The sequence below is a fragment of the Maricaulis sp. genome, from assembly GCF_017643475.1.
In the GTDB taxonomy this organism is placed as follows: Bacteria; Pseudomonadota; Alphaproteobacteria; order Caulobacterales; family Maricaulaceae; genus Maricaulis.
Map to the genome: position 1 here is coordinate 627,262 of NZ_JAEPNI010000002.1, position 14,902 is coordinate 642,163.

Here is a 14,902-nt window from a genome sequence, read left to right on the forward strand (position 1 = left end):
ACCCGCTCTTATAACATGTTCCGCCGAAGCGGGCTTATTGGCGACGCTTGAACAGCATCGCGGCGTAGACCGCCATCAGCGCGAGGGCCAGTCCGAACCAGGTCAGCGCATATCCAAAATGTTTGGAGGGAGGCGTCTGACTGAGGCTCGCCGGCATGCCACTGTCCTCACGGATCCAGACCGGCAGGAGCTGGTCCGGATCGATATCCAGGGCACGCGCCATTTCGATCCGGTCAAAGCTATACCACTGATTGGTATCTGCTTCGTTGCCAGGTGTGAACAGTCCTGCAGTGACCGCAGGCTCTGCCCGCCAGACGCGGGGACGGGAGACACGCTCGCCCTCCAGGGTTTCGAAAGCGCTCTCGATGAGGACAGAACGCTGTTCGCCGGTCTCGCAGTCAGCAACCCGCAAACTGCCCAGGCGCACCCAGCCGGGCTGGCCGCGCAGGGCATAGAGGCGCAATTCCTGTCCGGAAAGCGGCGCCGGCCCCGATACGCGCGGGCTGAACTGGCTGTCACCCAGCGCGCAGACCGCCGCCTGGAAACTGTCCGCCTCGCCTCGCGCCTCATACTGGTCGATCAGCGCGCTCTTCCAGGCCATGCGTTGCAACTGCCAGGTGCCGAGGCTCAGCAGGATTGCGAGAGAGGCGATCGTGAAAACAGTCAGCCAGATGGGAAAACGGGTCGGTGTCATGAGTGCCGGTCTAATCCGCCTTGGCAGGAAACACCAGTCGCTAGGATGTCGCGGGAATGTCCCACCAACAGCCGTCAGTCGTCCAGGCGTGCTTCCTGGGCATCGTGCTTGAACTGCAATGCAAAGAGCACCCCCTTGAGCGGGCGGATGCAGGCGATCGTGGCGATCGGGATCATCGGGAGCTGGATCAGCAAATGCACCCAGATGGGTGGATGGTTGAAGGCGACGGCGACGAGCAGGAAAACCACCATCGCAAGAAAGCCGACAATGAAGAGGGCAAAAACCGATGCGCCATCACCGACATCGGCATCCTCAAAAGAAACGCCGCAGGCATCACACCGCGGCGCTATCTTGAGCAGTCCGTTGAACATGGAACCCTCTCCGCATTTTGGACAACGGCAGTGAAAGCCGGTCGCAAACGGAGAGGGATTGTCCATGCAGTCTCGCCTTACTGGTAGACGACGTAGACAAAGGCGAACAGGAAGAGCCAGACCACGTCGACGAAGTGCCAGTACCAGGCAGCGGCCTCGAGACCGAAATGCTTCTCCGGCGTGAAATGCCCGGCCATCAGGCGCAACAGGCAGACGGCGAGGAAGATGGTACCGATGATGACGTGTGCACCGTGGAAACCGGTCGCCATGTAGAAGGTGGAACCATAGAGGTTGCCGCCATCCGCCATGGAGAAGGCGAAGTGGGCTTCCTGGTACTCGTAGACCTGCAGTGCGGTGAAGCAGAGGCCCAGGATTACCGTGAACAACAGACCCAGCTTGGCGCCTTTGCGGTCATCGTGCTGCAGCGCGTGGTGCGCCCAGGTCACGGTGGTGCCGGAGAGCAGCAGGATGAGCGTGTTCATCAGCGGGATGTGCCACGGATCGAAAGTCTCGACACCGGCCGGCGGCCAGGTCGCGAGGCCCGGATCAAGACGCACCTCGTGGAAGATCGCGTATTCGAAAAAGGCCCAGAACCACGCAACGAAGAACATCACTTCGGAAGCGATGAACATGATCATGCCGTAGCGCAGGTGGATATCGACAACCGGCGTGTGGTCACCCGCACGCGATTCCTTGATGACATCTGCCCACCAGCCGAACATCGTGATCAGCACGATGAGCAGGCCAATGAAGAAGCCTGCAGAGGCGTTCGGACCGTAGAAGAAGGCCAGCGGGTGCTCGGCACCGACAAGTCCCTTCATCCAGGCGACCGCACCAACGGCCAGCAAAAAGGCGCCCAACGAGCCGAAGAACGGCCACGGGGACGGGTCCACAAGGTGGTAGTCGTGCTTAACAGCCTGCCCAGCCATCGCGAATCTCCTGCGATATCAAATCAGCCACTTGGCCCGGTGATACCCGGACACGGCGAAAGGTTCAATGCTAAGGCGCGGCGTCGCTGGAAGCGGAAGCAGCACCATCGGTTTCAAAGAAGGTGTAAGAGAGGGTGAAGGCGCTCACATCGTCCATGCGGCGCTCGTCATCGATCAGCGGATCGACAAAGAACAATACCGGCATATCCATGCTCTCGCCCGGCTCCAGCGTCTGCTCGGTGAAACAGAAACACTGGATCTTGGAAAAATACAGCGCGGCCTTGTAGGGCGAAACATTATAGGAAGCGATACCGGTGACCGGCTGGTCCGACGTATTCGTCGCGCGGTAATAGGCCAGCCCGCTCTCGCCCACACGCACGGTCAGCGAACGCTGCAGCGGCTCGAACGTCCACGGCATGTCACGCTCGGTATTGGCGTCGAAATAGACCGTGACTTCACGCTCGAGGATTTCGCCGGCCTCGCCCACGGCCACCTGCGTCGTGCCGCCATAACCCGTCACGCGGCAGAACAGGTCATACAGCGGCACCGCTGCAAAGGCAGCGCCCACCATGGTCAGGGCGCCAAAGGCAGCCATCACGGCAACACGGGTGTTCTTGTCTTGCGGAAGGCGGATCATAAGCTCAGCACGAAATAAACGAGAAAATTCTCGCCCATAAACAGGAGTCCGGCCAACAATACAAGAGCGGCATAGCGGCGCAGCCTGCGTGCTGTTGCCGCATCATAGGTCTGAACCGTTCCGCCCATCATTTTCCTGACCATCGCTTCGAGTAATACCACTCCAAATAGGGCGATGGCGATCATCTGGAAGAGCGCGACGTGCTCGTTCATCGCCTGCAAGGCGGAATAATCCAGGTCCAACTGACTGGTCGGCTGGGCCCGCAAGTCGTCGCCCTGCATGTAACGCCAGATCGAGGTTACATCCCTACCCATCCCAAAGAAGGCCAGCGTCAGCGGTCCGACGAGTGCAGCGCCCAGATGCAGGGTCACCAGCACGCGATTGAAACGAACCCGCCACATCCGATCAAACCAGAAATACCAGCTGACCATGACTGCGGTGCCCAGCACGGCATGAGATTCGCCCCCGTGTACGACCGAGAAGCCCTGCTCGCTCAGCAGTATAGCAGTCAGATTTTTTACAGCCTGAATCAGGCCCGGCAGGACCAGAATTGCGATGAAACAGATTTCCCACCAGGCAGCGAGACTGGGGCGCACCGCCTTCATACGCGACAGAACGCGGAACTTAAGGACCGTCGGCCAGCAGACCGCGAACAACGCCAACAGATCACAAAGAAGGTAGGCATGGCCGGAGAAGCCGGTCCCGCTATAGAGAGCAACATCTCCCAGCCAACGAGTAAGTATGACGAGCAAAATCGCCGCTGCGCTCACTACCAGGCCTCGGCGTATGGTCGGCCCGGCCTCTGTCAGCCAGAAAGACGCAATACCCTGCAAAAACAGGATCAGAAGCGGCTCAAAAGCCTGATGATCGACCAGTCGTCGCAATCCTGCGAAAAGCGCGACGACGTCAACGCTGATTGAACGCGACTGAGCCAGCAGGGTCAGGCCATACCAAAGCTGCGCGCCGGCCCAATTGAGCCCCACCAGCAAGCACAGGCCGATCACCCAATACTTGCGATCCAGCGGTTCAAACCGGTCGGCAATCTGATTGTTGATGTCTTGAATGCTCACCTTGCCCCCGCGCCGACGGGGAACTCACAACGTCCAGCGTCAGCTGGCTACGTTTTGGCTCAACCGGGTGACGGTGACAAGGAAAACCACAACCATGAAGCCAATCAGGCTCCAGGCGATGGCGATATTGCGCTTCTTGCGCGCGGCGAGTTGTTCCTCGGTCAGGCTGACACTCTCGCCGGAAGGCTGGCCTTCGCGGTGATGGAACCCGAAATTCTCGCTGGCTGGCGCACCGGAACTGTCGAGACGCTCCGGGGCAGTCTCGTCATTCGCGTTGTCACCAGTCGTGTCGGAACCGTTTTCGGGGGCCATTACAAGTTTACTCCGGGAACTGCCCAATAAGCATCAAATGCGTGCTCAACAATCAATGCGGCAAAAAGGACCGTCAGATAGCCGATCGAGAAAGCGAACAGGTCGCGGGCGGCCTTGTCGCCGGCGCGAACGGCATAGAGCGCGCCGTCTTCAGCGGAACCGGCCTCGCCGGCCCGGGAATTATAGATACGCCAGGCCAGAAGCAGGAAAAGCGCGCCACCGCCAAGCGATGTCGCTGCATAGACCAGCCCGCCCAGGCCCGTCAGCACCGGCGCTCCGGCAAAAACGACCAGAACAATCGAATAGAGCAGGATCTGCAGGCGGGTGGACTTGGCGCCCTTGGCGACCGGCATCATCGGTACATTGGCCTCGGCATAGTCGCCGGACTTGTACAGGGCCAGGGCCCAGGAATGCGGCGGCGTCCACAGGAAGATGATCATGAACAGGATCACCGCATCCAGCGAGATCTCACCGGTCGCAATCACCCAGCCGATCATCGGCGGGAAGGCACCGGCCGCACCACCAATGACGATATTCTGCGGCGTCGAGCGCTTGAGGATCATCGTGTAGATGACGGCGTAGAAGAAGATCGAGAAGGCCAGCAGGCCGGCCGCCAGATAATTGGCCGCCAGGGCCATCATCAGCACAGACAGGATGGAAGCCACCAGGCCCATGCCATAGGCATTGGAGATGGACACCGCACCGCGCGGCACCGGGCGCTTCTGCGTGCGCTTCATGGTGGCATCGATATCGGCGTCATAAGCCATGTTGAGCGCGCCAGCCGCGCCCGCCCCGATGGCCAGGGACACAATCGAGATCAGCGCCAGGAAAGGATCGACATCCGTCGGCGCTGCGATGAGACCCGCAAAGGCTGTGAAGACGACAAGCGTCATCACCCTGGGTTTCATCAGGTCAAAATAGTCGCGGGGCGAGGCTGTTGAAACAGCCTCGCCCTCTGCGCGATGAACGCTTGAGTTCGTCGAGTGGTCCAAGATCTACCTACTTGATTTTCGGCAGCTCGTTGAACTGGTGGAAAGGCGGCGGAGAGGACAGCGTCCACTCGAGCGTCGTCGCACCTTCGCCCCACGGATTGGCGTCCGCCTTGCGACGGGAAATGATCGACTCGATCAGAACCACGAAGAAGAGCAGCATGCCGATGGCCATGATGACGTAACCCATGGACGATACCCAGTTCCACTGCTCGAAGGCATCCGGATAATCGACATAGCGACGCGGCATGCCCTGCAGACCCAGGAAGTGCTGCGGGAAGAAGATCACGTTCGCACCGATGAAGAAGAACCAGAACTGGGCGCGAGCCAGGAAGGAATTGTACTTCACGCCAAAGATCTTCTCGTACCAGTAGTACCAGCCCGCGAAGATCGCGAAGACCGCACCCAGGGACAGCACGTAGTGGAAGTGCGCGACCACGTAATAGGTGTCGTGCAGCGACTGGTCGATACCGGCATTGGCCAGCACCACGCCCGTCACACCACCAACGGTGAACAGGAAGATGAAGCCGATCGCCCACAGCATCGGTGTGCGGAACTCGATGGAACCGCCCCACATCGTCGCAATCCAGGAGAAGATCTTGATGCCTGTCGGAACCGCAATGACCATGGTGGCCGCCACGAAATAGGCCTTCAGATCAACCGGCATGCCAACGGTGTACATGTGGTGCGCCCACACGATGAAGCCGATGAAACCGATCGCAACCATCGCGTAGGCCATGCCCAGATAACCGAAGACCGGCTTCTTGGAGAAGGTCGAGACGATGTGCGAGACGATGCCGAAACCGGGCAGGATCAGGATGTAGACTTCCGGGTGACCGAAGAACCAGAACAGGTGCTGGAACATCACCGGATCACCACCACCGGCCGGATCGAAGAAGGCCGTGCCGAAATTACGGTCGGTCAGCAGCATGGTCAGCGCGCCAGCGAGAACCGGCAGGGAGAGAAGCAGCAGGAAGACCGTCACCAGCATCGACCAGACGAACAGCGGCATCTTGTGCAGGGTCATGCCCGGCGCACGCATATTGAAGATCGTGGTGATGAAGTTGATGGCACCCAGGATCGAGGACACACCGGCAACGTGCAGCGACAGGATCAGGAGATCCATGGCTGGCCCGGGGTGGCCTGTTGTCGAGAGCGGCGGATAGATCACCCAGCCACCGCCAAATCCGTCACCCGCACCGGAGCCCGGTACGAAAAGGGAAATGAAGGCCAGGAAAAAGGCCGCAGGCAGGAGCCAGAAGGAAATATTGTTCATGCGCGGGAAGGCCATGTCCGGCGCGCCGATCATCAGCGGCACGAACCAGTTACCAAAACCGCCGACCATTGCGGGCATGACCATGAAGAAGATCATGATCAGACCGTGCATGGTCGTGACAACGTTATAATTGTGCTCGTTACCGAACAGCGCACCCCAGCCAGTGTCTTCACCGGTGAAGACCTGGAGACCCGGCTCCGCCAGCTCCCAGCGGATCAGGCCGGACATCGCACCACCGATGACCCCCGCGAAGATCGCGAAGAGCAGGTACATCGTACCGATGTCCTTGTGGTTGGTGGAATAGACCCAGCGCTTCCAGCTCCACATGCTGGGCGTGTGATCGTCGTGTGTTGCAGCGTTTGCAGACATCGTACAGCCCCTTAGTCCAGTTGCGCCAGGCGCGTTTCGCGCTCTGCGACATTGTCAGCGATCAGTTGATAGGCTTCCGCGGAGTACGGGTCCTCGGCAACCATGGCGACCCAGCGGTCGAAAACATCACGGCTCACGGCATGCACTTCGATCGGCATGAAGGCGTGACGCACACCACACAGCTCGGAACACTGACCGTAGTAAGTGCCTTCCTGGGTGACGTGGAACCAGGCTTCGTTGATGCGGCCCGGAATGGCATCCATCTTGGTGCCAAAGGCGGGCATCGCCCAGTTGTGAATAACGTCGGCAGCGACGACTTGCAGGCGGATCGTCGTGTCGACCGGGATCACGATCGGCTGGTCAACAGCCAGATTGCGCGGCTGGTCCGGACGCAGATCCTCATCAGCAACCATGTTGGAGGTGAATTCCTCGATACCGTGGTCAGGATATTCATAACCCCAGTACCACTGGTAACCCACGGCCTTGATGGTGAACTCCGCCGGCGGGATATCGCCATCCGGATCACTCGGGATCGTGTCCTGCAGGTAGAGCAGCGGGAAGGAGAAGAAGGAAATCACCACCAGGATCAGGACCGGAATACCCGTCCAGATCACCTCGAGCGTCGTATTGTGGCTGAACTTCGCCGGCACCGGATTCGCTTTCTTGTTGTAGCGAATGATGATCCAGCCGAGCAGGCCCATGACGAAAAGTGTGATCGGAACAATGATCCACAACAAGATGTTATGGAAATCGTTCACTTGCTCCATGATCGGCGTGACACCGGGCTGGAAGCCGAGGCCTCCATCGGTCGGTTGTCCGACGATCGGCGTTGCGAAGGCGCTGGCCGAGGTGATCGCGGTGAGCGCTAATGCGGTCAGAAAACGCATGGCTTCCCCATACAAGTCAGGCGTGAAGGCAGGGTAGCCCCTGCCGATGGCGGCGGAATATAGTGCCGGTCGCAAGCGCTGTCAGGCCATCAACGGCATTTTTTGATGATCATTAGCACCCGCAGCCCGCTGACGCTATGAAATCCATCAAAATCAACACCTTGACCATGCAGAATCGAAACCACGACTGCACATCAATCCGTCGTAAGTCAGAACTGACACTCTTTATACCGTCAGCCAGAGCTATGTGCTGTGCCAAATCGTCTCACTTTCTGCGTCTTGCGAGAGGCTCGCAGTTTCCGATTCGAGTTCCGGCTCGGCCCGCTGATGTGGCTGATCTGTTTGCACTCCCGGCGCACTCCATTATGTCTGGTACATCCGATTTGCGAAGCGAGCCCCGCCATGTCCAACGATCCGATCGAACAATTCGACTTTACCGCGGACGATGTCCTGCCTGTTCTAGAGAACACGATGGCCGGGGCAGATGATGGCGAGCTCTTCCTGGAGACAGCCACCTCGGAGGCACTCGTCTTTGACGACGGGCGGCTGAAATCCTCCAGCTTCGATTCCAGTCGCGGCTTCGGACTGCGCTGCGTCCAGGGAGAGGCCTTCGGCTTTGCGCACTCTTCTGACTCCACGCTGGATGCTGTAAAACGCGCCGCCGAGACCGCTGCAGCCGTCAAGCGCGGTGCTGCTGGTTCGCTCGCTGCCCCGCCTGTGGGAACGAACACCAGGCTCTATGACGCCGTCGACCCGGTCTCATCGCCCACCTTCGAGGTAAAATCGGCCCTGCTGCAGGAAATCGATGCCTATTGCCGGGCCAAGGATGGCAGTGTGGTGCAGGTCAGCGCCTCGATCGCCGGCTCGCGCCAGGCGATCTCCGTCATTCGCGCGGATGGTGACATCAAGTCCGACATTCGCCCGCTGGTCCGCCTCAATGTCTCGGTGACCGTGGAACGTGATGGTCGCCGCGAGAGCGGTTCGGCCGGCGCCGGCGGCCGCGCCATGTTTGACGAATGGATCAAGCCGGACAGCTGGAAGGCCCTCGCCGACGAAGCCATGCGCATCGCCCGGGTCAACCTGGACGCCGTCGACGCGCCCGCCGGTGTCATGGACGTGGTTCTGGGCGCAGGCTGGCCTGCCGTCCTGCTGCACGAGGCTGTCGGTCACGGTCTGGAAGGCGATTTCAACCGCAAGGGTTCTTCCGCCTTTGCTGGCCGCATGGGCGAGCGGGTCGCCGCTGCAGGCGTCACCGTTATCGATGACGGCACCATGGCGGAACGCCGCGGCTCGCTGACGATTGATGATGAAGGCACGCCAACCGAACGCACGGTGCTGATCGAGGATGGCATCCTGACAGGCTATATGCAGGACCGCATGAATGCCCACCTTATGGGCCAGAAGCCCACCGGCAATGGTCGCCGCCAGTCTTATGCCCACCCGCCCCTGCCGCGCATGACCAATACCTACATGCTGGCCGGCCAGCACAAGCGTGACGAAATGGTCGAAAGCCTGAAGGACGGCATCTATGCCGTGAATTTCGGTGGCGGCCAGGTCGACATCACCTCCGGCAAGTTCGTCTTCCAGTGTACCGAGGCCTATCGCGTCATCGACGGCAAGATCGACACCCCGGTCAAGGGCGCAACCCTGATCGGCGACGGCCCCACCGCACTCACCCAGATCACCATGATCGGCGATGATTTCGAAATGGATCCGGGCGTCGGCGTCTGCGGCAAGGCAGGACAAGGTGTCCCGGTCGGTGTCGGCCAACCCTCGTTGAAAATCGCCGGCCTTACGGTTGGTGGTGCCGGCTAAGCACCATTCATCGCGTGAAAACCACGGCTCGTCCGAGGAAGTCCCTTCTGACCCTTTGCTCCCACTCCCCGCCTCTCTAGGCCGGGGACAGGAGTAACCCGGGTTCAGGAGAATTGGACTCTGCATGCGTAATCTCATCTTGCAGGCGACCAGTGCCGTCGCTCTCGCCCTCGCCCTGACAACAGCCAGCGAGGGCCGTCAGGACGCACCCTCCAACACCGACGCCGTGGTCCGCTATGAGACCGGCTTTTTCGATCGTTTTAATCCGGTCACAGCGCTGGACATGATCCAGCAACTGCCCGGCTTTGCGCTGTCTTCGGGCGATGATGACCGCCGCGGCCTGGGTGACAGTTTCGGCAATCTGCTGATCAATGGCGAACGCCCGTCCAACAAGTCGCTGACGCTGGAAACGGTGCTGGGGCGGATCCCGGCAGACTCGGTTGCTCGCATCGAGCTCATCCAGGAAGCCCTGCCCCAGTTCGATATGCGCGGACACGCCCGTCTGGCGAATGTGGTCGTGGAAGACAATGGAAGCTCCGGCGCCTGGTCTTTCACACTCGAAAGGTCCGACTCCAACCGGATCGGTCCGCGCGGCAACATCTCCTGGAGCACCCGGCTCGGCTCGGCAGAAATCACCATGAGCCTGAATGGCGAACTGTATGGCAATCGCGGCCGGATCGATCAGCAGGTCTATTCCAATGGCGGCAGTGAGCTGACGGAAACGCGCCGCATCAATGAACAATATGTCTGGGCGCCGCTGCGCTCCTCCTTTTCGATGAACACGCCGCTGGGCTCTGACACCAGCCTGCGCCTCGATGCCTTTGCGGAGGCCTGGGTCTGGCATCTGGATCGCTGGCGCCAGGACTTCGACCCGGCAGACCCGGGCTCGGAGCCGATCGCGCTGGAACGCGGTTTCAACGACCGCTGGTCCAGCAACACGACGCTGCTGGTGCGCCGCGACCGGGAGCGCCAGGGTCCACATCATTTCAATCAATGGCAGGCCGGTGTCGGCTTTGTCGGCGCATCGGTGATCGAGGGCGATTACGACATCGAGGAAACGGCACTGCGTCAGACTGTCTCCTGGAATCCGAATGAACGTCACAGCCTGGAATTTGGCGCCGAGACGGCCCTGAATTCGCGCGATAGCGATCTGCGCCTCTTCACCGATGACGGCAACACCGTCACCGAGGTCGACCTTCCCGTCTAGGCAACACGCGTCGAGGAAGATCGCCAGGAAATCTTCACCACCCACACCTGGACACTGTCTGACACACTGCAGCTGGAATCCGGGCTGCGCGTCGAGTTTTCCGAGATCACCCAGAGCGGCGATGCGGAGCAGAGCCGCTCGTTTGAATATCTCAAGCCCGGAGCCATTCTGACCTGGCGCCAGGATACCCGCACGCGTTGGCGCTTTTCGGTCCTGCGAGACGTCGCCCAGCTGCAGTTCGGGAAATTCGCCAGTTCCGTCGACCTCAATGATGATACCAGCGTGGTGGGCAATCCGGACAATGTGCCCCAGCGCTACTGGATCGCCGAAGCGGAATGGGAAAGACGGTTCGGAGATGACGCCTCGATCTCGCTCACGGCCCGCTACAGCGATGTCCAGGATCTTGATGGCTGGCTGGCTGGCGGCTGAGCGCAATGGATCTGTCTTCGACACACCAGGCAATATCGGTGATGCCAGCCGGCTCGACCTGCTGCTCTCCGCGACAACGCCACTGGATGCCATGGGCCTCAGCAATGCCGTGCTCGATATCGATCTGAGCTGGAATGATACCGAAGTCACCGATCCACTGACCGGCGAAACCCGCCGCTGGAGCGGACCACGGGAGTGGGGTGGACAAATGGACTTCCGTCAGGATTTGCCGGTCAGGCAAGTGGCCTGGGGTTGGGATTTCAGCGCCTATGCGGACAGCGAAGCCTTCCGGGCCCGCGAATATCGCGCCGTTGATTCCGGCGAGCGTAGCCTGAACGCCTTCGTGGAAACGACACGTCTTGCCGGCGTAACCTCGCGTCTGGGCGTGCGGCATATGTTCGGCAATATCCACAATCGAGAGCGTGTATTTTTCACGGGATCGCGCGCGATGGCATAATCAATGCCGTAGAACATGAACAGCGCAAATCTTTCGGTGTGTTCTACATCACGTTCTCCGGAGCATTCTAAGCGGCTGAATTACATCAGATAGCCGTCCGCTAGCGAGGGGCGCACAAGCCCCTCCTCACGCCCCGGTGATGGACCTTACAGATTATTACATGGTTCCGGCCAACCACCTCGACTATCCCGAAACGCGGGGAAGTTGGGCAGGCACAAACCCGGGGAACACATGCGAGGGAAATATCTGCGCGCGACAGCACTGGTCGCGCTGCTTTCGGCTTTCCAGCCGATGGCTTGGGCACAACAGGAAGTCATAGCAACAGAAGCCGCCACGGTCGTCGAGGTCCAGGCTGGCGTGTTGAGCTATGCACCATCATTTTTCACAGCCTTTTCACCGTCGACCGCCCTGGACATGGTCCAGCGTGTACCCGGCTTCTCGCTCTCCGGGGGGGATGAGCAGCGCCGCGGTCTGGCCGACAGTTTTGGCAATCTGCTGATCAACGGCGCACGGCCTTCGAACAAGTCTCTGTCCCTGCAGACCGTCCTGCAGCGGATCAATGCCGGCGATGTCGAACGCATCGAACTGATCCAGGAAGCCCTGCCGCAATACGACATGCGTGGCAACCCGCGGCTGGTCAATGTGATCCTGCGCGAAGGCGCCGGCAATTCCGGTTCCTGGGCCGCAGTTGCCCGCCTGTCTGAATCGCACCGGATCGGGCCGGGTGGCGAGATTTCCTACAAGACCCAGGTCGGATCGGCAGAGATGACATTCGGCTTCGAGGGCGGCTGGCAAGGCAATCTCTTCCGTCGCCGTGAATCCCTCTATGACAATGGTGGACAGGACCTGGCCGAGCTACGCTGGGACAATGACCAGCGGCACTTCCAGGAATTCATCCCGACCTTCTCGCTGAACTGGCGCATCAATGACACGTCTTCCTTGCGGACGGACCTGCGTTACCAGACCTGGGAGTGGCGCCGGAACCACCGCTCCAACGTTGTCGACGGCACGGGTGCGGATCTGCGTTTCGAGGAAAGCTCGGCGGATGATGAGAACACCAACTGGTCTCTGTCATCGACCTATTCCCGGGACTTCTCTGACAATTTCTCGTCCGAGACGATCGCGTTGGTGACCCGCGAGGAATGGACCAACAATCCGGAATTCTTCAGCATCTACCTGCCGACCACCGGTTTTGACCGCGCCTCGATCTATGAGGGTGAAGGCGAGTACAAGGAAACGGCTATTCGCCAGACGTTCTCGTACAACCCCAATGATCGACATGCCGTCGAATTCGGTGGCGAGACGGCGGTTAACTCCCGCGATACCGACTTCACCATTTCAGTTGATGACGGCACGACCGTGACCATGCTGGACCTGCCGGTCTCTGACACGATGGTCGAGGAAACCCGTTCCGAGCTTTTCGCCAACCACACCTGGACGGTCACCGATCGCATCAGCCTGGAAAGCGGCCTGCGTTACGAATTCTCCGAGATCGAGCAGACCGGTGATGCCGAGCAATCGCGCTCCTTCACCTACGCCAAGCCGTCCTTTACGCTGAATTATCGCCAGGACGATCAGAACCGCTACCGCGTCACCCTGCGCCGCGATGTGGCCCAGCTGAATTTCGGCCGTTTCGCCAGCCAGGTGGACCTGACCGACAACAACTCCACGCTCGGCAATCCGGATTACGTGCCCCAGCGCACGTGGACGCTTGAGGGCGAATGGGAACGCCGGTTTGGTGACGGATCCTTCTCTCTGGTGATCGGCTATGACTCGATCCAGGATCTCGATGGCTGGGTGCCGATCGAATCCAACGGCACTGTCTTCGACGCACCCGGCAATATCGGAGACGGCTCAAACTTCCGGGTGACGACGAACATCACATCACCACTGGACAATCTGGGTCTCTCGAATGCCGTCCTCGACGTGTTCCTGGAATACTATGACACCAATGTCGAAGACCCTCTGACAATGGTCGACCGCCACTGGTCAGGCTATCGCATGTGGGAGCTACGCCTCGATTACCGCCAGACATTCCCGGAGCGTCAGTTCGCCTGGGGTTGGGATTATTTCTGGCTGTCGGATGGCGAGATTTTCCGCGCCCAGGAATACCGTGTCCAGGGCTTCACCGATGGTGATCTCGACCTCTACGTCGAAACCACACGCTGGCTTGGCCTGACCCTGCGAGCCGGTGTCGATGGCGTCATCAATAATGGCGATGACCGCGAGCGCGTCTTCTACGACGGCTCCCGGGCTGACGGCATTATCGACCGTATCGAGTACCAGAATGAATCCATGGGCAAGACGTTCTACATCCGCGCACGCGGCACATTCTGACCGAAATGCTTCATCACAGGGACGGGGAAACCCGTCCCTTTTCACGCCGATGTGTTCAGGCCTGTCTTGAAGCGGGACAAATCCTTTCAGAGAATAGGGAAATAAGGAACACGCGGCGTTGAAGCTGGCACCGGCAAGAGGAGAGTTTCATTGACCACAAGAAGCGCTGTTTCCTTCGCTCTGACTGCCCTCTGCCTGTTCGCCAGCATCGGTTCCAGCACCGCGACTGCCCAGGAGACTGAAACCACCACCCTTCACCTGGGATCCACGCCAGCAGGCCACCCGACTGTCGTCATCAATGTCGGTGAGTTTGGCCCCTACAATTTAATTCTCGATACCGGTGCCAGTCACACGGCAATTGCGCTTCCAATGGCAATGGAGGTCGGCTTTACGCCGAGTGAGACCTCGATGAGTGATGTGCAGGCGCTCGACACGGTTTTTGTCGCAGAAGAGTTCCAGATGCCAACGGTGGCCGTAAACGGCCATCCCATTGGCGAGGTTCACAGCATTGTTCTGCCTGCCGAAGGCGAAGAGCCTCTGAACTATATGGGCTTCCTCGCTACCAATGCGCTGGGAGTTGACCGCTACCGGCTGGATTTCGGGGCGGATCAGCTCATCCTCAATTCTGCCGCGCCGGAACATCAGGACGGCGTGTTTTCGACGGAACGAGGCCTGATCTATGCCGAAGCAAGGATCGGCAACCGCCGCGCCCGAATTCGCGTCATGATCGATACCGGATCGCCGCGCACTTTCGTCAATGCGAGAATGCGCAACATGCTGCCAGATCGCGGCACCCGCATCACCTTCAACACCCGCGGCGTCGAGCAGGTTCGCCCGACAGCGACACGGGCGGTCACATTGCGCAGCCTGCGGGTCGGCGGCGCCTGTTTCGATACGGTACCCGCCCTGTTCGCCAATCTTGATATCTTTCGCTCTCTCGGCTGGCTGGACGAGCCTGCAATCATCCTGGGGATGGATGCCATGCAGTACCTCAACCTCGTCGTCGACCGGGAAAACGGAATTGTCGAACTCAGCCCCTCTTCAGAAGAAAACTTCTGCCGGCGGCCGCGAGTTCAGTTCAGTGGAGTGCTCACACCCAGCATGCCCTGACACGGGCGGGAGG

Annotated in this window: 15 protein-coding genes; 6 read left to right on the plus strand and 9 right to left on the minus strand. The window is 59.9% G+C overall.

Annotated features, from left to right (window positions below):
- Positions 1 to 34 precede the first annotated feature (34 nt).
- The 9 genes from JJ889_RS10425 to coxB all read right to left on the minus strand — a co-directional run bounded on the left by JJ889_RS10425 (position 35) and on the right by coxB (position 7,534).
- A complete protein-coding gene (locus JJ889_RS10425; protein WP_291894778.1) occupies positions 35 to 694 on the minus strand; it encodes an SURF1 family protein in 660 nt (219 codons plus the stop codon).
- A gap of 74 nt (positions 695 to 768) precedes the next feature.
- Positions 769 to 1,065 (minus strand): DUF983 domain-containing protein, encoded by a 297-nt coding sequence (locus tag JJ889_RS10430; RefSeq protein ID WP_291894780.1) that lies wholly within the window; start codon positions 1,063 to 1,065, stop codon positions 769 to 771.
- Positions 1,066 to 1,142: 77 nt separating this feature from the next.
- Complete coding sequence (locus JJ889_RS10435; protein ID WP_291894783.1) at positions 1,143 to 1,994, minus strand: cytochrome c oxidase subunit 3; 852 nt, start codon at positions 1,992 to 1,994, stop codon at positions 1,143 to 1,145.
- Positions 1,995 to 2,064: 70 nt separating this feature from the next.
- On the minus strand, positions 2,065 to 2,631 hold the full coding sequence (locus JJ889_RS10440; protein ID WP_291894787.1) for a cytochrome c oxidase assembly protein: 567 nt from the start codon (positions 2,629 to 2,631) through the stop codon (positions 2,065 to 2,067).
- Positions 2,628 to 3,701: a hypothetical protein gene (locus JJ889_RS10445; RefSeq protein WP_291894790.1), complete on the minus strand. Its 1,074-nt coding sequence runs from the start codon at positions 3,699 to 3,701 to the stop codon at positions 2,628 to 2,630. Before JJ889_RS10445 ends, JJ889_RS10440 begins: the two co-directional genes overlap by 4 nt.
- 39 nt (positions 3,702 to 3,740) lie before the next feature.
- On the minus strand, positions 3,741 to 4,013 hold the full coding sequence (locus JJ889_RS10450; protein WP_291894793.1) for a hypothetical protein: 273 nt from the start codon (positions 4,011 to 4,013) through the stop codon (positions 3,741 to 3,743).
- Positions 4,013 to 5,005: a heme o synthase gene (locus tag JJ889_RS10455; protein ID WP_291894798.1), complete on the minus strand. Its 993-nt coding sequence runs from the start codon at positions 5,003 to 5,005 to the stop codon at positions 4,013 to 4,015. Before JJ889_RS10455 ends, JJ889_RS10450 begins: the two co-directional genes overlap by 1 nt.
- A gap of 7 nt (positions 5,006 to 5,012) precedes the next feature.
- Positions 5,013 to 6,647 (minus strand): cytochrome c oxidase subunit I, encoded by a 1,635-nt coding sequence (gene ctaD / locus JJ889_RS10460; RefSeq protein ID WP_291894801.1) that lies wholly within the window; start codon positions 6,645 to 6,647, stop codon positions 5,013 to 5,015.
- Positions 6,648 to 6,658: 11 nt separating this feature from the next.
- On the minus strand, positions 6,659 to 7,534 hold the full coding sequence (gene coxB / locus JJ889_RS10465; protein WP_291894804.1) for a cytochrome c oxidase subunit II: 876 nt from the start codon (positions 7,532 to 7,534) through the stop codon (positions 6,659 to 6,661).
- Between the two features lie 402 nt (positions 7,535 to 7,936).
- Here coxB and tldD point away from each other — a divergent pair, with 402 nt between their 5' ends.
- The 6 genes from tldD to JJ889_RS10495 all read left to right on the plus strand — a co-directional run bounded on the left by tldD (position 7,937) and on the right by JJ889_RS10495 (position 14,889).
- The gene (tldD, locus tag JJ889_RS10470) at positions 7,937 to 9,349 is read left to right on the plus strand and encodes a metalloprotease TldD (protein WP_291894807.1); all 1,413 of its coding nucleotides are present in this window, start codon (positions 7,937 to 7,939) and stop codon (positions 9,347 to 9,349) included.
- Positions 9,350 to 9,473: 124 nt separating this feature from the next.
- On the plus strand, positions 9,474 to 10,556 hold the full coding sequence (locus JJ889_RS10475) for a hypothetical protein (RefSeq protein WP_291894810.1): 1,083 nt from the start codon (positions 9,474 to 9,476) through the stop codon (positions 10,554 to 10,556).
- A gap of 282 nt (positions 10,557 to 10,838) precedes the next feature.
- Positions 10,839 to 10,985 carry a hypothetical protein gene (locus JJ889_RS10480; protein WP_291894812.1) on the plus strand — a complete coding sequence of 49 codons (147 nt, stop codon included), beginning with the start codon at positions 10,839 to 10,841 and terminating at the stop codon, positions 10,983 to 10,985.
- The gene (locus JJ889_RS10485) at positions 10,963 to 11,442 is read left to right on the plus strand and encodes a hypothetical protein (protein ID WP_291894814.1); all 480 of its coding nucleotides are present in this window, start codon (positions 10,963 to 10,965) and stop codon (positions 11,440 to 11,442) included. Before JJ889_RS10480 ends, JJ889_RS10485 begins: the two co-directional genes overlap by 23 nt.
- Before the next feature lie 231 nt (positions 11,443 to 11,673).
- On the plus strand, positions 11,674 to 13,779 hold the full coding sequence (locus tag JJ889_RS10490; RefSeq protein WP_291894818.1) for a TonB-dependent receptor: 2,106 nt from the start codon (positions 11,674 to 11,676) through the stop codon (positions 13,777 to 13,779).
- 150 nt (positions 13,780 to 13,929) lie between these two features.
- Complete coding sequence (locus JJ889_RS10495; protein WP_291894819.1) at positions 13,930 to 14,889, plus strand: aspartyl protease family protein; 960 nt, start codon at positions 13,930 to 13,932, stop codon at positions 14,887 to 14,889.
- Positions 14,890 to 14,902 lie beyond the last annotated feature (13 nt).